Raw genomic sequence first — 17,401 nt, 5'->3', positions numbered from 1 at the left:
TTATGCCTTAGGCCCGCACGATCAGTCGCGCTTGGGCTCGCGAATCTTGTACCAGGCCACATACAGCGCCGGCAGGAACAACAACGTCAGCAGGGTGGCGATGATGATCCCGCCAATCATCGCGTAGGCCATCGGCCCCCAGAACACTTCCCGAGCAATCGGGATCATCCCCAGGCTCGCGGCGGCCGCGGTGAGCAGGATCGGCCGACGCCGGTGTTCGGTGGCTTGCACCACCGCGTCCCAAGGCTCGTACCCGTCACGTTCATACTCATCGATCTGGGTCACCAGGATCACCGAGTTGCGGATGATGATGCCGATCAGCGCAAGTATCCCAAGAATCGCCACAAAGCCCATGGGCGTGCCCGTCGGCACCAGCGCCAGCACCACGCCGATCAACCCCAGGGGCGCGACGCTGGCCACCAGGAACATTTTCTGCACGCTGTGCAGCTGGATCATCAGGAAGGTCGCCATCAAAAACAGCATCAGCGGCACGACGCTGGCGATCGGCCCTTGGGCTTTGCTGCTTTCTTCCACCGTGCCCCCGGTGGCGACCTTGTAGCCCGCCGGCAGGCCGGCAGCGAATTTATCGATGGCCGGTTGCAGTTGCTTCACCAGATCGGTGGGCTGGATTTCATCGCGCACCGCGGCCTTGATAGTAATGGTGGGTTTGCGGTCGCGACGCCACACCAGGGGTTGTTCCAGTTCATAGCGCACTGTGGCGAACGCCAGCAGCGGAATGGAGGTGCCGCTCGGCGTGACGATCTGCAAGTTCTGCAGGGTCTCCGGCGAACCGCGCTCGGCGTCTTCGGCACGACCGACCACGTTGATCAGGTATATGTCGTCGTTGACTTGGGTCACCGGCGAACCGCTGACGATGCTGTTCATCAGCCTGGCCACGTCTTCCGAAGACAATCCCAGTTGCCGTGCCCGGTCTTGGGCAATGTCGATACGCAGCACTTTGCCCGGCTCGTTCCAGTCATAAATGATTTCGCCGATGTGGCTGTTCTTGTCCAGTTCGCTGGCAAGTTCGATGGCGTGCTTGCGCACCTGGTCGATGTCCTTGCCGCTGACCCGGTACTGGATCGGCCGCCCTACCGGCGGGCCCATTTCCAGGGCTTGCACATAGCTGCCAATGCCGACGAAGTCCTCGCGCAGACGCTTTTGCAGGCGTTCGGTGAGGGCCGTGCGCGACTCCAGGCCCTTGCTGACGATCACCAGCTGCGCGTAGTACGGATTCTGCAACTGCTGGTCCAGCGGCAGGTAGAAACGAATCGCGCCCTCACCGATGTAGGTGCTCCAGCGCTCGATGTCCGGGTCGCCCTTGAGCGTCGCCTCCAGGCGATCGACCGCCTTGCGGGTCTCGTCCATCGAAGCGTTTTGCGGCAGGTTCAGGTCCACCAGGATTTCCGGGCGGTCCGAAGACGGGAAGAACTGGTTCTGCACAAAACGCATGCAAAACACCGCCAACACAAACAGCAGCACGGTGATGCCGATGGCCCACCAGCGATTGCGCATCGCCCACAGCAAGCCGCCATTGAACGCTCGACCGATCCGCCCCGGCTCGGCGCTGTGGGGCTTCACATTGGTGCTGAGGATATGCACGCCGATCACCGGCGCGAACAGCACCGCGACGATCCAGGACACCAACATTGCCACGGCAATCACCGCAAACAGGGTAAAGGTGTACTCGCCGGCGGAGCTGGCGTTCAGGCCGATCGGCACGAACCCGGCCACGGTCACAAGCGTCCCGGTGAGCATCGGGAACGCTGTTGAGGTGTAGGCGAAGGTCGCGGCCTGCTCCTTGGTTTCACCTTTCTCCAGGCGCGTGACCATCATTTCCACGGTGATCATCGCGTCGTCCACCAGCAGGCCGAGGGCGATGATCAGCGCACCGAGGGAAATCCGCTGCATGGTAATGCCGCTGTATTCCATGAACACAAAGACCATCGCCAATACCAGCGGAATCGAGCAGGCCACCACCAGTCCGGCCCGAAAGCCAAGGCTGATAAAGCTGACCACCAACACGATAATCACCGCCTCGAACAACGCGCTGGTGAAACCGCCGACCGCTTCCTCCACCACTTCCGCCTGGTCCGACACGGTATGCACGTCGACGCCCACTGGCAGATCGGCGGTCAGTTCGCTCATGCGCGCGTGCAGTGCCTTGCCGAATTCCTGGATGTTGCCGCCCTTCTTCATCGCAATGGCCAGGCCAATGGCCGGCGTGCCATTGAAGCGAAACATCGGGGTCGCGGGGTCGACATAACCGCGACGGATGTCAGCGATGTCGGCCAGTCGATAAAAACGATCATTGAGCCGCAGATTGACGTTGGCCAGGTCCTTTTCCGACTGGAACTGCCCGGAGGTGCGTACGGAAATCCGCTCCGGCCCGGCGTCGATCACCCCGGCGGGGGTCACAGCGTTCTGCGATTGCAGGCTCTGCACCACCTGGCGCTGATCAATGCCCAGCGCGGCGAGCTTGCGGGTCGAAAAATTCAGGTACAGGACTTCATCCTGCTCGCCCACCATCTCGACTTTGCCCAGACCGGGTACCTCACGGATCTCGGCACGCACTTGCTCCACATAATCGCGCAACTGACGCATCGAAAGTCCGTCGCCGGTGAAGGCATAGACCGACCCGTACACATCGCCGAATTCATCGTTGAATCCCGGGCCCTGCAGGCCTTGGGGGAAGTCACCACGGATGTCGTCGATTTTCTTGCGAACCTGGTACCAGATTTCGGGGATTTCCTCGGCGCCGGTGGTATCGCGCAGGTACACGAACACCGTCGACTCCCCTGGCCGGGTGTAGCTTTTGACATAGTCGAGGGAGTCGAGCTCTTCGAGTTTTTTCTCGATGCGGTCGGTGACCTGCTTGAGGGTTTCCTCCTGGGTCGCGCCGGGCCAACGGGTCTGGATGACCATGGTCTTGATGGTGAACGAGGGGTCTTCTTCGCGCCCCAAGTTCATGTACGAAAACACCCCCATCAACAGGGCGACGAACATTAAGTACCAGACAAACGACTGATGCCGCAGGGCCCATTCGGATAAGTTGAAAGGCCCTTTCATCGTGCGTCCTCGTCGAGTTTCACTTTCTGCCCCGGCTGGAGGCTGTTCACACCGGCGCTGACCACACGGTCGCCGGGCTTGATGCCATTGGCCACCAGCACCGAGTCGGTGGAGCGGCTGAGAATCCTCACCTCACGGGGGGAAACGGTCTGACTCTGCGGATCGACAAGCCAGATCCGCGTGGTGCCATCGACCTCTTGCAAGGCACTGAGCGGCAGCTCTATGCGCGGCTCGATGGTTGAGCTCAGGGTCACGCTGATGGCCGTGCCCAGGCGAAAGCCTGGCGGTGTGTCGCCCAGGGTCAGGCGTGCGCGGCGCGTGCGGGTCGCACTTTGGGCCTGGGGTTCGATCTCGCGCACGGTGGCGGTCGTGCGGATGCTCGGGTCCAGTTCGCCGGCAACCTCGAACACAACATCGGCGGGCAGACGCTCCGCCAGGCCGGCCGGCAGGTCGATCACCGCCTCCTTGATGTCCGGGCGAGCCAGGGTCACCACTTGCTGGCCGGCCGTGACCACCTGCCCGGCCTCGGCATTCCAGGCCGTGACGACTGCATCGTGGTCGCTGTGCAACTGGCTGTAGTTGAGCTGGTCGCGCGCCTGTTCCACCGAGGCACGGGCCTGTTCCAGGGAAGCGGCGGTGGTTTTCAGGTCGGTCTGGGCAATGTCCAGTTGCGCCTGGGCGCCGACACCTCGGTCGAATAACTGCTGCTGGCGACGGGCATTAGCCTGGGCATTGATGTACTGCGCCTCGATCCGCGCCAGGTCGCCCTGGGCGGCGCGCAACTGGTTCTGTTGGTCGGTGGGGTCGAGAGTGGCGAGCAGGTCACCCTTCTTCACTTCAGCGCCGACATCGACGTTGCGGCTGGCGATCCGTCCCGGCACGCGGAACCCCACATTGCTCTCGTAACGGGCCTGGATACTGCCCGCGAAGCGCCCAAGGGCTTGCTGGTCGAGCGCGCGAACCTCGATGGACAACACCGGGCGCACCGGCTCAGGTGGCGGCTCTTCCTTCGAGCACGCTGCCAGCAGCAAGGCGGACGAGACCATCCATAAACGCTTCATGGCTGGACTCCCGTCGGGGACTTCTCATGGGTATTTTCAGCGATCTCTACGCGCACGCCGGGATGCAGCAATTGCCCACCCGCGATGACCACTGTCTCACCCCCCTTGAGCCCGTCGCTGATGATGACCTTACCGGTGAGATACCGGCCGACGGTGACATTGTGCAACTGCGCCTTGCCTGCATCGTCCACCAGCCACACCGCCGGATCGTGAAGGTTCTTGGTCAGCGCCGACCAGGGCAGTTCCACGGCGGTCTTGCCGGCAGACTTGGCGGTGGCACTGACCACCGACCCCAGGCGCATGCCTTCGGGTAGATCGTCGAGGGTCACCTTGACCTGTACGGTGCCGGTTTCGGCGGAAACCGCCGGGGTGATCTCGCGCACCGTACCGGTGGTCTTGATGGCCGGGTTGTCCAGCAGGCTAATGACGATGGCGGGGTCCGAGGGTGGTTCGCGCAACAGTGACTCGTAGATATTGAACACGGCGTCGCGCTCCCCGTCCTGAGCCAGGCTGAAAATCGGTTCCGTGGCCTGTACCACCTGGCCGACCTCCGCCTGCCGTGCCGTGATGATGCCCGGGGCCTCGGCGACCAGTGCGGTATAGCTCAGTTGTTCGCGGGCGTTGGCCAACTGGGCCTGGGCAGCGGTCAGCGCACTTTGACTGCTGCGCAGTTGCGCCTGGGCCGTGTCATATTCGCTCTGGCTGGTATAACCCTTGGGCAAGAGTTTTTGCTGGCGCACGAACGCCGCCGCACTCTGCTTGACCCGCGCCTGTTCGGCGGCCACCTGAGCCTGGGCGGAGTCGACACGCGTCTGCAGATCCTGGGGGTCGAGCCGGGCGAGCACCTGTCGCGCCGAAACCCGGTCACCGACATCCACCTTGCGCTCGACGATCTTGCCGGCCACGCGGAACGACAGATCGGTCTGTACCCGAGCCTGGACGTCACCGGTGAGGGTCACCGACGCCGCGTATTCAGTGGGCACGGCTGCCTGCACGAAAACCCGCGGCAGGGCCTTTTCCTCGGGCGTTTCATCACCGCATCCGGCCAACAACGCACACAAGCCAAGGCCAACCAAAACTTTGCTTCGAGGACCAGCCATGCAGACTCCTTTGCGTTGTACGGACGTACCAGTGACGATACGACTGTGAGCTTAGAACAGGGTTCAACGGATGCACAGGATCACAATGGATGCGCCAATCAGGCAGACTGACGCTTTCCCTGTAGGCGCTGAGGAGCGAAGCGAGGCTGCGATCTGTCCTTGATGCCGGTTGAGTTTCAAGCCGAAGGTCAAAAGATCGCAGCCTCGCTCCGCTCGACAGCTCCTACACCTCCAGGCAGCAGGAAAAATTTGCCCATGCTCAAGACACTGGCGGTGGCCAATTACCGCTCGATCAACAAACTGGTGATCCCCCTGGGCCGGCTGAACCTGATCACCGGCCCCAACGGCAGTGGTAAATCCAATCTGTATCGCGCCCTGCGCCTGTTGGCGGAGACGGCCCAGGGTGGCGTGGTCAACGCGCTGGCCCGTGAAGGCGGGCTGGACTCGACCTTCTGGGCCGGCCCGGAAGTGATCAGCCGGCGCATGCGCAACGGCGAGGTACCCATCGGAGCTACGGTGCGGCTCAGCACGAAACGTCTGCGCCTGGGTTTTGCCGGGGAAGATTTCAGCTATTCGATTTCCCTCGGCCTGCCGGAACCGAGTTTGTCCGCGTTTTCGCTGGACCCTGAAATCAAGCGCGAATGCATCTGGGCCGGCCCGGTGTTTCGTCCCGCCAGCCTGCTGGTGGATCGCAACGGGCCCATGATCCGTGCCCGGGATGGCCGCGCATGGGACGTCCTGGCTCAGCACACCCCCACCTTTGACAGTTTGTTCGATCAGGTCGGCAGCCTGCGCACCTCACCGGAGGTGCTACAGATGCGCGAGTTCATTCGTCGCTGGCGCTTCTACGATCACTTTCGCAGCGACGCCGACGCCCCGGCGCGCCAGCCGCAACTGGGCACCCGCACGCCGGTGCTGCACCACGACGGACGTGACCTGGCCGCGGCCCTGCAAACCATTCTGGAAATCGGCGACGATCAAGCCCTGCATTCGTCCATCAGCGACGCATTCCCCGGTGCCCGGCTGCATATCGAGAAACTGCAAGGCGGGCGTTTTGGCATCGAGTTTCACCAGCATGGCTTGCTGCGCCCGCTGTCGGCCGCCGAACTGTCAGACGGGACCCTGCGCTATTTGCTGCTGATAGCCGCACTGCTCACTCCACGCCCTCCCTCGCTGTTGGTGCTCAACGAACCGGAAACCAGCCTGCACCCGGACCTGTTGCCGGCCCTGGCGCGGTTGATCATCCGGGCCTCAGAGAATTGCCAGGTCTGGGTGGTTTCCCACGCCCGGCGCTTGATCACCGCCTTGCAGCAGGACGGCGACTGCAATTGCATCGTGCTGGAGAAAGATCTGGGCCAGACCGGAATCGTTGGACAGGGAATACTGGATGCGCCGGCATGGAGCTGGCCGGATTGATCGACGGTATTTGCAGGGGTCAAGTAAGAAGGCTATTTTTCCACTGGCTGTAGGACAGGTCTATTTCTCGACGGGCCTCTCCAAGGAACCGCAGCTTATGGCCAGACTGTCTGGCCCCATCACAAGGAAGATCACCATGGCTGACGTGAAAACCCCGCAACACCTCGACCCACGCGACATCGTCAAACTGCTCGTGGCCCTGCGCCGCGCATTGAAAAAACCGCCTGCATAGCTGCGTCGATGACGGCGGGTTCTGAGCGTCGGCACAAAAAAAACGCCGACGCTGGCAAAGCCGTCGGCGTTGAAACTTCAAATCCTTGCTGTCGATCAGAACGCCGGCAGTACCGCGCCGCTGTATTTCTTCTCGATGAATGCCTTCACTTCCGGGCTGGTCAGGGCCTTGGCCAGTTTCTGCATGGCCGGGCTGTCCTTGTTGTCCGGGCGGGCCACCAGGAAGTTGACATACGGCGAATCTGAACCTTCGATGACCAGCGCATCCTTGGCCGGGTTAAGACCCGCTTCCAAGGCGTAGTTGGTGTTGATCATGTCCAGGTCGACCTGATCCAGCACACGCGGCAGCATGGCCGACTCCAGCTCCTTGAACTTGAAGTTCTTCGGGTTCTTGGCGATGTCCTTGGGGGTCGCCAGGGCGTTTTTCGGGTCCTTGAGCTCGATCAGACCAGCCTTCTGCAACAGGATCAGGGCACGACCACTGTTGCTGCCTTCGTTGGGAATGGCGATGGTCGCGCCGTCCTTGAGTTCGGCCAGGCTTTTGACTTTCTTCGAGTAACCACCGAACGGTTCCACATGCACGCCGATCACGGTCACAAGATCAGTGCCTTTGCCTTCGTTGAAGCTCTTGAGGTACGGCAGGGTCTGGAAATAGTTGGCGTCCAGACGCTTCTGATCCACCTGTACGTTGGGTTGAACGTAGTCGGTGAACACCTTGATTTGCAGGTCCACGCCTTCTTTGGCCAGGGCCGGCTTGATCAGCTCAAGGATTTCAGCGTGGGGCACCGGGGTGGCCGCCACGACCAGTTTCTCCGCCGCCTGGGCCAGCCCCGTGGTCAGGGCTGCTGCCAAAGCGGTGAATAACAGAACCTTTTTCATGCAGTGTCCTTATCGAAGATCACCGTCGTCATGGACCACGGTCTAAAAATGGAAGTGCCAGCGAAGTGCTATCGCTGGCGTGGTACGGAAGATACCGATATTTTTTATACCTCAACAATATTTTTTTACGAGCCATATATAACGATTATTTATATGTGAGAAACCTTGAGGACACCCTTCATGCGAATCGGATATCCGAGCTTCGCTCCCGGATATCACCGTAGATATCCTCAGGTGCCTCGCCCCGTTGAGGGCTACTGGGGCTTTCCCCCGTCAGTCCCAGAAACGCTTGGGCCTTTTCAATGTACTTGTCCCTATCGACGGTGTAGATGGCGCCCTTGATCGGGTAGTGGGCATAGCTGACCACATCCTTGGCAGTCAGCACATCTCGCAGATCATTTTGCACAGCAATGAGGTTGCGTCGTCCGCCGCCTCGGACCAAAGGACTCGCAGCCTTGGCGTAGCCACCGATGCGTGTCCCGCGCATGGCGTTGCTGCGGCCCAGCGTCACGGCGTCACCGAGCGACTCGACCGTATTGCGCAGGGCGACTGATGTCCCTCTGCCCAGCAGTTTTCCTGTCAGGGAGGCCCCGCCGGACACGGCGCCCAAGGCCAGGCTGGCGTAGCTCAGCACCTGGGTGGCGACAGCGTCCGGAGCCGCCTCTTCCAGCACGATGGATGCGATCGATGCCGCACCCGACACCACCTCCAGCGTCAACGCCGTTGCGGCCGAAAACGAGATGCCTACCAGGGGGGCGGAGGCGCCCAGGGTCGCCAGGGTGAACGCAACGGATGCGATGGCGAAAGCAGCGGTAATGCCAATCTTGATCCAGCCCCAGGTCGAGATATGGCCGGTGGGATCACTCAGATTGATCGGGTCGCCGAGACAATAGGCATAGGGATTGAGACCACCGCCATCGAAAGGGCTCCAGCTGTCTGGCCGGTGAAATCGCATCAGTACCGGATCGTAGGCCCGATAGCCGTTGCCCAGCAGATAGCAGCCGGTCACTGGATCCTGCGGCTCGCCGCCGAGACCGAACAGACTGCCCAATCCGTCTGCCGCCGCGCGTTGCCCATAAGGCGAATAGGCATGCTGCGGGCTGTCGCCGCCGGACAGTGCCTGCAAGACGTTACCGCAGCCGTCGGTTCTGAATAGCACCGTCTCCTGGCCGTGGGACAACGCCAGCAACTGCCGCTCTTCGTGCAGGAGGCTGCGGCTATCTTCCCCGGTGACTTCGCTGCACAACTGCTCGGCACGGTAGAAGCGCCGACACGGCTTCTGCCCTGCCCGTTCAACGGCATGAAGCCGGTCAGAGGCATCGTACCGATAACGCGCCAATATCGACCTGGCGTCAGCCGAAGCCACACTCTCCAGGCGCCCCAGTTCGTCGTAGATCAACTGACGCCCATAGGCATCGTTGAGCAGATTGCCGTCGTCGTCGTAGCGGAAAGTCGACTGGGCGGATGCATAGTCGGGATGACTGTGGCTGACGCCGCTCAGTTGCGTTTTATCCGCCAGGTCATATCGATACGTTGCCGTGTTCACGCCGCCTGCGAAATGCGTGACGACCTGGCGGATGTTATCCAGACCGTCATAGGTAAAGTCCTGCGAGAGGATAACTTTACCCTGGGCGTCCACTGGCGCCTGCTGGCCTTGACAGGCGTAACGCGTCAACCGCCCCCGCAGGTCATAGGCAAACGTCTCGTCACGCAAGACCCCGTTGGACTTGAGCGTACGCTGGCTGAGCCTGTCACCCGGGCCGAACGACTGGGCCACCTCGACAACGTCATTTCCCTGGGAGGAACGCCGAAGGATTTCGCGACCAAAGTCGTCGTAGTCCAGATCGGTGACCAACGAAAGGCCCGATCGAGGATCGCTGACGGTGATGCGCTTGACCTGCTCCTGGGCATCGTACGAGTACGTAGCCGTGATGCGCTCCTGAGCGGGGATGGCGGCAGGACCTTGGGTGATGCCCGTCAGGCGTCCCGTCTGATCATAAACGCAGGTGCGAACCGTGCCACTGACGTCCGTGTAGCCAATCGGCTTGCCCATCAGCGAATAGGTTTGCCCACTGTCGAAGCGGTCGAGCGCCGTCACCCACGACTCCCGGCTGAGACGGCCGGAAGGGCCGTACTCCATGCGCCGTTGCACCAGCGCGTTGGCCGACTCTTGGAGCAACCCTGTGTGAGGGTCGAATCGATGGCTGGCAGCGACGGACGCCTGGCTGCCGGAGCGGCTGGTGACGCCATCCTCGAGCAACGGATCAAGGATGAACTGCAAGGTTTTTCCAGCAGCGGTGCTCTTTTGCGCAGCGTTCCTGCTGGAACCCTCGTACACCATCCGCTCGGTACGACCACCCGCCTGGTTAGTGGTAATGCGCATCAGCCCGTCGTAGGTACGAGTTCCCAGGACATAGCCATTGACACTGATCTGAGTGGGATAGTCTCCCTGGCTCTGGGCGGCGTATTTCTTCTCGACCAAGGTAGCGTCGGGCAATGTGGTATTCAGCACACGGCCGGCCAGATCGTAGGTGTAGCAGGTCACCGCACCGTCGGCGGCTGTTTGCTGGATGCACCGTCCCAGACCATCGTATTCGTAGAGGGTTATCTCTCGCACAACGCCGGAACGGTCCACACGCTCGACCCGCGATGGTTTCTCCAGGGCGTTGATGAATGTCCGAGTCTTGCCGCCGCCCTCCTTCCACTCCGTACGCGTGCGCGCCACAGGATCGATTTCGTCATGAGCGACCTCATGCCCGCGGCGGATGGTGCGGTTCTGATGCCCCCACTCGTCATATTCGTAGTGGGTTTCCAGGGTTTTCGGCTCGCCGTCGAACCAGTCGGTCTGTTCATCCGACTGCAGACGTCCGAGGCCGTCATATCGGGCTTCGTAGATCACCCGCAGGGGCGCGCCGGGCATGTCGACGTCCTGCTTCTCGACCTTCACGGTACGACCCAGTCCATCGCTGCGGGTCACGGTCAGGGCGCCGCGAGCATCCTTGACGGTGACGCTGACCAAACCATCATTGGAGGCGTCACTCACCTGATAGGTGAACTGACGCGACGCTGAGCGGCCCGTGTCAGGCATCACCGTTTCACGGGTCAGTTGCCCCAATGAGTCGTATTCCAGGCTGACGGTATTGCCCCCGCACTCGCCGGTCTTGACCAGCCACCCGCACACGTCATGCCACTCCTGCCTCAAGTGGCTCAGCCCTTCGGCGCGGAAGGTCTGGTCGGTGCGAACGTTATCGTCTTCACGCCGGTACGCATAATGATGATTACGGCGCACGCCCCCCACGGTTTCGACCTTGCTTTGCAGCCGTCCATGAAAGGCGTCCTTGACGTTGTTCACGTACTTCAATCGACACGTCACACGGGGCTCGGCGACCCCCTCCTCGCAGAGTGTCTCGCTGGCGAGCCGGACACAGCGCTGGCCCGCGAGCAGCGAAGGCAATTCGCTGTAGGTATAGCGAACCACGGTGGTCGGCGCGGTGGCGAACTCGGCCGAGGCGATAATCGACTTCTGCTTCAGAAAACAAGGCACGCCTATGGGGCTGGCGGGGCAATCCGCGCTCCCTTGAGCCGGAAAATACTCATAGACTTCCCGTACACCACCCGGGCTGGTTTTTTCCAGCAGATTGCCATGTTCGTCATAAGAGGTATGGGTGGTCTCGACCCGACTTTTTACGCGAGTTGCGCGAGTATCGAAGAAGCTGTCGCGCACGACACGCTGCATCTGGAACTGCGGAGGCTGATCCCTGAAAGCCCGATTGGGCACATCGTAGTATTCGATTTCCCGCAACTGCATCTTGCTGCCACTGATCGTCCTCTGGGAAATCATCGAGTGGAAGCGATTGTAGGTGCGTATGACTCGGGAAGACTCACGCGGACCGTTTGTACCCGCGACCATTTGAACCTGAGTGCTGGAGTATTGGTAGTTGCCACTGACGTCATACAGCACATCACGCTCGGCAGACCAGCGTACCCCCGCACCATGCCCTAGAAAGTTGCTGACGGAATATTCATACCGGGTAATGATCGCTGGTTGGCCCCCGCCAGGCGCCATGATGGATTGAGACACAACAGGCAGGTAAGGCACCGGTGCCCCGGCGGGGAGCCTATGACCCTCGGCCTGGTACCGGAGTGTCTGCCGGGCTCCGCTTGGCTGGCTGACTTCGGTCATCAGCAGAAAATCATTGATGCGCCGATAATCAAAAGACCACATCAACTCATTATTTTCGGCCGTGACCAGAATGATGCGCTGGAGTAGTTCATTGTTGAGCGCGAACCGGTATTGGAGTCTCTTTGAAGGCATATCCGGCCACAAGGTAATGGTCGGTGGCCTTCCTCCGTTCTGGGCGTAGTCGATACTCAACAGGCGGTGGTGTTGGTGATAAACCTCCGTCAGCCGTCGCTGTCCGGAGATGAGCCTGTAGGCATAACGCGTTTGCTTGCCATTGGGGCAATACGCATGCGTCAGCAGCCACTCGTCAGCCGTTGCAGAGGGGCGCGAGAGTATTTCGGTCCGCCCATCGATGTGCTCAATGACAAGTTCATCGCCTTGCACCGTAACGTTCAGGTTATCGAGCTTTTTATCCCTGAAAGTGGCCTGACCTTCGCTGACCAGAAGCTGATAGGTCACGCCATTCGACAGCGTCAGCTTGCGTCGGCTTTGCTCATAGCTGCAGGTGCGCAGGGACCAGCCGGTGCCTAAACCCATGTTTTGATTATCGAAAGAATCATATGAAAGGGTAAGCGGTACCTTCGGCCCGTCGGCTGCGTCAGTGGGCGCTGCATCCAGCGCCACGCTGCAACTATAACTGCCGGTACGAGGATCAACACCCGAACGGATGAAACTATCAAACTTAAAGGCAGCCGAAGTTAACTGCTCTTTGAATGAAAATGAGCGACTCATCTATTCTTCCTTGAAAATGGTTTTTTATTTACCGGGCGACCCAGACCGCCAACGTCGCTTCAGTTATCCCGACGCGCAGCTGATGGAGATTTCCAAATACATCACGCATTTCCAGTGCAGCGCTGTTTCTATGATCTCGGACCCACACCGGCCCACCCTTTTTCCCGAATGCCAGAACGAATGCAACCGCGCCCTTTTCGCTTAAATTCTTTCCTACCGCATCCGGCCGCTCCCAACTCAAATACGCTGACGTTCGTATTGCGCGGCCAGCGCCATAGCCCACCACGTAATAACCCGAGTATCGGTTGTCCGAGCTTCCTATCTGAAGATGCGTCCCCATATAGAAGTCCGTCACAAAATCGATCCGCTGCTGGTCAATGATCAACTCCAGGACAAAAGCCTCGACCTTCGCGATATCAGGCGATTGGCTGGAATAGTAGGCGGGGATGGCGCGAACAGAGTACTGCTCACTTCGGTAGACAGCGGGCGCCAGTGGAACCAATACCAGAGAGCCTAACTCGCTGGCCTTGGAAGATAGAAACTTTTTGCCATCGGCTCGCGTAATGCACACCTGTAAATCTATCGGTGTATCGGAGCTGGTCGTGACATAAAAATCTTTGGTGTAAACAAATTCACCCGGCGGCACCGAGCCTTTGATGGGCCCATTAGGAGGAAGCTGACGAAAACGGTTGGCCTCCTCGGTGTACCTCCAGTCATTGGTGGGGCCGCGGTACCGGTCTTTGGTCAATGCCAATCCGGTCAATGCATCAACCAGAACAATGGAGTCCAGCTCGGACTGGCTTATGGCGACACTGCCCCAGAGCCAGTCTTCGGCCTCGACAACCACTTTAACCTTCAATTGCTGATAACCGTTGCGGTATAACTGATTGCCGCCCGAGACTGAAAAAATTTTAAAGCTCTTCAGGTCAGACCATGTCGCCACGCCAGGTTCATTATTATTACGTTCCATTTTCCAAATCCTTAGTCCGTTACTTGATTGATGAGTGGCAGACTTCCAATTCGGCCACCACATTGCTTGCGCCATTTAATTAACCATCACCACGGCGCCACTAATCAAGATCAAAACCCAGACAAATTATTTGAATGACAACTTATAACTGGGCGCACAACCAAATATCGCTTAATTACGGGATTCGCGCGATAACAATGCCGACAATGTATCGATCATCGGCTTTTAAATGATTCAGTAACATTATTAACGCAGGAATCAGGCCCCAGCGATCCATGTCTTTAATCGCTCAAGTTGTTGCCGGTCACCTTGCCTGATCCATTCAAGAACCATTCGCTCAATCACCGTTGCGGGTGCCGGTTGATCCGCCGGTAAATTGAGATGTTCCGGCAATATTTGATCGCTGGTGCTCACCAGCAACGCAAAATGAATGATGTTCTCCAACTCTCGGGTATTGCCAGGCCAACTGTGCTGTTCAAGTGCACGCTGTGCCGCTTCGCTGATCAGCGGCACGGCCAGGCCAAGGCGCTGGCTGTAGATGCCCAGGAAGTATTCGGCCAGGGACAGGATATCGCCCACCCTTTCGCGCAAGGGCGGCAACTCGAGCCGGCCCTCACCCAGGTAGTGATACAACCGCTCATGAAATTTCCCGGCGGCCACCGCCTGCGCGAGATCGATGCTGGTGGCCGCCACCAATCGCACGTCCACGGGGCTGGGCTGGTGGGCGCCGACGCGGATGACTTCGTGGTTCTCCAGGGCAGCCAGCAATTTGACCTGGATCGGCAACGGCAGGTCGCCAATCTCATCCAGATACAGCGTGCCGCCATTGGCCGAGCCGAACCACCCGGCCCGGCTACTGGCTGAACCACTGTGGCTGCCGGCGGCATAACCGAACAATTCGGCATCGGCATAGGTCGGGCTGATGGCGCCGCAATTGACCGACACGAACAAACCACCACGACTGCTCTCGCGATGGATGTGACGGGCCAGCAGTTCCTTACCGGTGCCGGTTTCACCGCGAATCAGCACCGAGACCGAGCGCGGTGCCAATGCTTCCAGTTCCTGGCGCAACTGCCGCGAACGTGGGTCAACAAACACCAGCGCCTTGGCGCGGATACTCAAGGGGCTTTTTTCCGCATCGGGAAAGGTCAGCAACGACTGACCAAAATGTTCATGTGAACTCATGCTAGGACTCCCGCCCTGCACCGCCGGCAAGACGCGAGGGCACTGACAAAGGGTGATTCAGGCGCGACGCAGGGCGTGGTGCTCCATGCGGTTTTGCAGACGATAGAGATAGGCGAAGCCCTGCTCCCAACGTTGGTGGCCGGACCTCACATTGATATGTCCGGCCCCGGCCAGGATCCCGGCCTCGGCTCCCCAATGATGCGCCAGCTCCAGAGCCCGCGACGCACTCACCGCCTCGTCGTTATCGGAACTGACCACTTGGCTTGGGAACGGCAACAGCTCGCGGGGAATCGGCGCGAAATTGCGCAGCGCCGGCGCGCAGGTCGGGCGCTCGACATCCGCGGGCGCCACCAGCAATGCCCCGCGCACCCGTCGCAGCAGTTGCAGAGGCGCGGTGGCCGCCCAATGAGCCACCGTGATGCAACCCAGGCTATGGGCAATGAGGATCACCGGCCTGTTGTCGGCGGCAATGGCTTGGGCCAGCGCCGCAACCCAGTCTTCACGGCGGGGGGTCAACCAGTCAGCCTGTTCCACCCTGGCGCTATTGGGCAGGCTGTTCTGCCAATGGGTTTGCCAGTGGTTTTGCGGCGATCCTTGCCAGCCCGGCACCATCAGGTAGCGAATCGATTCGTTGCGCATGGGTGGCTCTCCTGCGTGTCTGTTGCAGGCGAGTATAGGGAGGCGAGCCACATTACTTAAGGAATAAGAGGATATTTATTAATAACAATAAAGAATAAATACCTTTCGCTGTGGGGGGCTTGCTCGCGAAGCGCTAGGCCAGTTGTCGGTGATGCTGGCTGATACGACGCATGCGCGAGCAAGCCCGCTCTTACAGGTTCTGCTGACGTGTCACTCGTCGCGACCCTTGCGCAGCAACACATTCAACTGGTCCACCACTTCCGCCCAGTCCGCGTCCTCGAGGATTTCTTCACGCAGTAACTGCTGCTGGCTTGTGCTCCAGAAAAACGCGTCAGCCAAGTGCAGTTCAGGCTTGAGGGGTGAATGGGTCGTGATGAATTTGTCGATATCAATGGGGTCATCAGACAGGCCCAATTGTTTGAACAGCGCGGGCAGGCTGTGGATCGGGGATTCCATGCGGGACTCCTGAGCATAGGTCGGATGGCTGGGTTATTCCCCGCAGTCTAGCCTCTTGATGACCGTCGGACTGATCAAAATTCAGTCAACCGTTGACTCGACTAGACTCTGGGTAACGTCTCGACGAATGCGTTGCGGAGGTCCAGTGAACATTCGCTGCTTGATGGCCGCATTGCTGGCCATCAGCGGGCCGGCGTTCGCAGCCGATGGTCTCGCGCTGCTGGCCGCCAATCCGTTGGGTTTTTGGCTGATTGCCTTCGGCGTGGCCTTGCTGATCGCCGAAGCGGTCTTGCCCAACTACGGTGTTGTCGGGCTGGGCGGCATTATCTTGTGTGTCATCGGCGCAATCATCCTGACCGACGCCGATGTGCCTGTTCCGCTGATGATCGGCTTAAGCCTGGTCAGTGCTTTGCTGCTCGCGGTCCTGCTGGTCCGCGCATTGAAAACCCGACCGCGCCAACCCGTCAGCGGCGATGCCACGATACTGGGCAGCGTCACGGCGGTAACCGCATTGCAGGCTGGTAACAATCATCAGGGCTGGGTCCAGCTGGAGGGCGAACGCTGGCAGGTGACAAGCGCAATGCCGCTGCGGCCTGGCCAGGCCGTGCGGGTCATTGCACGCAAGGGTTTGCTACTGGAAGTGGCCGCCGCTGATTCACAAGGAGCCTGAGATGGGTATGCAAATCGGTTTCACGATGCTGTTGTTGCTGTTGATAGCGTTGGCAGCCTCGACATTCCGGATCCTGCGCGAGTACGAACGCGGAGTAGTTTTCCAGCTCGGCCGGTTCTGGCAAGTCAAAGGGCCGGGGCTGATCCTGCTGATTCCTGTGGTGCAGCAGATGATCCGCGTCGACTTGCGCACGATTGTCCTTGATGTACCGTCGCAGGACGTGATCACCCGCGACAACGTCTCGGTGAAGGTCAACGCGGTGTTGTACTTTCGCGTTCTCGATCCACAGAAGGCGATCATCCAGGTCGAAAACTTCCTCATGGCGACCAGCCAACTGGCCCAGACCACATTGCGCGCCGTCCTCGGCAAACATGACCTGGACCAATTACTGGCCGAGCGCGAGCAATTGAACAGCGACATCCAGCAAGTGCTGGACGCCCAGACCGACGCCTGGGGTATCAAAGTGGCAAACGTCGAGATCAAGCACGTGGACCTCAATGAATCGATGATCCGCGCCATCGCCCGGCAAGCCGAAGCCGAGCGGGAACGACGGGCCAAGGTGATCCACGCTGAAGGCGAGTTGCAAGCCTCGGAAAAACTCATGCAAGCCGCCGAAATGCTCGGTCGCCAGCCTGGCGCCATGCAACTGCGCTACATGCAGACGCTGGGTTCCATTGCCGGGGACAAGACTTCCACCATCGTTTTTCCGCTGCCGATTGAGTTGCTCAAGGGGATGGCGGAGCTGTCGCCGAACAAGGCTTGATCCATGCGCTGGGCGTGGAATCTCAAGCGAAAGATCAAAAGATCGTC

General features: G+C 59.9%; 12 protein-coding genes. 3 read left to right on the top strand and 9 right to left on the bottom strand.

Going from position 1 to position 17,401, the window contains the following annotated elements:
- Positions 1 to 21: 21 nt before the first annotated feature.
- The 3 genes from HU811_RS10415 to HU811_RS10405 are packed head-to-tail and all read right to left on the bottom strand — an operon-like array spanning position 22 to position 5,230.
- Positions 22 to 3,069, bottom strand: a complete 3,048-nt coding sequence (locus HU811_RS10415; RefSeq protein ID WP_186655678.1) for an efflux RND transporter permease subunit — start codon at positions 3,067 to 3,069, stop codon at positions 22 to 24.
- Positions 3,066 to 4,130 (bottom strand): efflux RND transporter periplasmic adaptor subunit, encoded by a 1,065-nt coding sequence (locus HU811_RS10410; RefSeq protein ID WP_186655676.1) that lies wholly within the window; start codon positions 4,128 to 4,130, stop codon positions 3,066 to 3,068. The genes HU811_RS10415 and HU811_RS10410 overlap by 4 nt, the downstream gene beginning before the upstream one ends.
- Complete coding sequence (locus HU811_RS10405) at positions 4,127 to 5,230, bottom strand: efflux RND transporter periplasmic adaptor subunit (protein WP_092401972.1); 1,104 nt, start codon at positions 5,228 to 5,230, stop codon at positions 4,127 to 4,129. Before HU811_RS10405 ends, HU811_RS10410 begins: the two co-directional genes overlap by 4 nt.
- Positions 5,231 to 5,485: 255 nt before the next feature.
- Between HU811_RS10405 and HU811_RS10400 the strand changes: the two genes are divergently transcribed.
- Positions 5,486 to 6,646, top strand: a complete 1,161-nt coding sequence (locus tag HU811_RS10400) for an AAA family ATPase (RefSeq protein WP_186655674.1) — start codon at positions 5,486 to 5,488, stop codon at positions 6,644 to 6,646.
- A gap of 327 nt (positions 6,647 to 6,973) precedes the next feature.
- Here HU811_RS10400 and HU811_RS10395 read toward each other — a convergent pair whose 3' ends face one another.
- The 6 genes from HU811_RS10395 to HU811_RS10370 form a co-directional block, all read right to left on the bottom strand.
- Positions 6,974 to 7,756 (bottom strand): MetQ/NlpA family ABC transporter substrate-binding protein, encoded by a 783-nt coding sequence (locus HU811_RS10395; protein WP_186655673.1) that lies wholly within the window; start codon positions 7,754 to 7,756, stop codon positions 6,974 to 6,976.
- Between the two features lie 178 nt (positions 7,757 to 7,934).
- A complete protein-coding gene (locus HU811_RS10390; protein WP_225248414.1) occupies positions 7,935 to 12,476 on the bottom strand; it encodes an RHS repeat domain-containing protein in 4,542 nt (1,513 codons plus the stop codon).
- Between the two features lie 223 nt (positions 12,477 to 12,699).
- Entirely contained in the window at positions 12,700 to 13,641 is a 942-nt protein-coding gene (locus HU811_RS10385; RefSeq protein ID WP_186655669.1) for a hypothetical protein, read from the bottom strand.
- 258 nt (positions 13,642 to 13,899) lie between these two features.
- Complete coding sequence (locus HU811_RS10380) at positions 13,900 to 14,826, bottom strand: sigma 54-interacting transcriptional regulator (RefSeq protein ID WP_186655667.1); 927 nt, start codon at positions 14,824 to 14,826, stop codon at positions 13,900 to 13,902.
- Between the two features lie 57 nt (positions 14,827 to 14,883).
- On the bottom strand, positions 14,884 to 15,465 hold the full coding sequence (locus HU811_RS10375; protein WP_092401957.1) for an alpha/beta hydrolase: 582 nt from the start codon (positions 15,463 to 15,465) through the stop codon (positions 14,884 to 14,886).
- 210 nt (positions 15,466 to 15,675) lie between these two features.
- On the bottom strand, positions 15,676 to 15,921 hold the full coding sequence (locus tag HU811_RS10370) for a DUF2789 domain-containing protein (RefSeq protein WP_092401954.1): 246 nt from the start codon (positions 15,919 to 15,921) through the stop codon (positions 15,676 to 15,678).
- 145 nt (positions 15,922 to 16,066) lie between these two features.
- Here HU811_RS10370 and HU811_RS10365 point away from each other — a divergent pair, with 145 nt between their 5' ends.
- Both HU811_RS10365 and HU811_RS10360 read left to right on the top strand, forming a co-directional pair.
- On the top strand, positions 16,067 to 16,591 hold the full coding sequence (locus tag HU811_RS10365) for an NfeD family protein (RefSeq protein WP_186655664.1): 525 nt from the start codon (positions 16,067 to 16,069) through the stop codon (positions 16,589 to 16,591).
- A 1-nt stretch (position 16,592) separates the two neighbouring features.
- On the top strand, positions 16,593 to 17,354 hold the full coding sequence (locus tag HU811_RS10360) for a slipin family protein (protein ID WP_092456017.1): 762 nt from the start codon (positions 16,593 to 16,595) through the stop codon (positions 17,352 to 17,354).
- The last annotated feature ends 47 nt before the right edge of the window (positions 17,355 to 17,401 follow it).

Source organism: Pseudomonas tehranensis, assembly GCF_014268615.1.
In the GTDB taxonomy this organism is placed as follows: Bacteria; Pseudomonadota; Gammaproteobacteria; order Pseudomonadales; family Pseudomonadaceae; genus Aquipseudomonas; species Aquipseudomonas tehranensis.
This window is presented reverse-complemented; position numbering and strand designations above follow the sequence as displayed.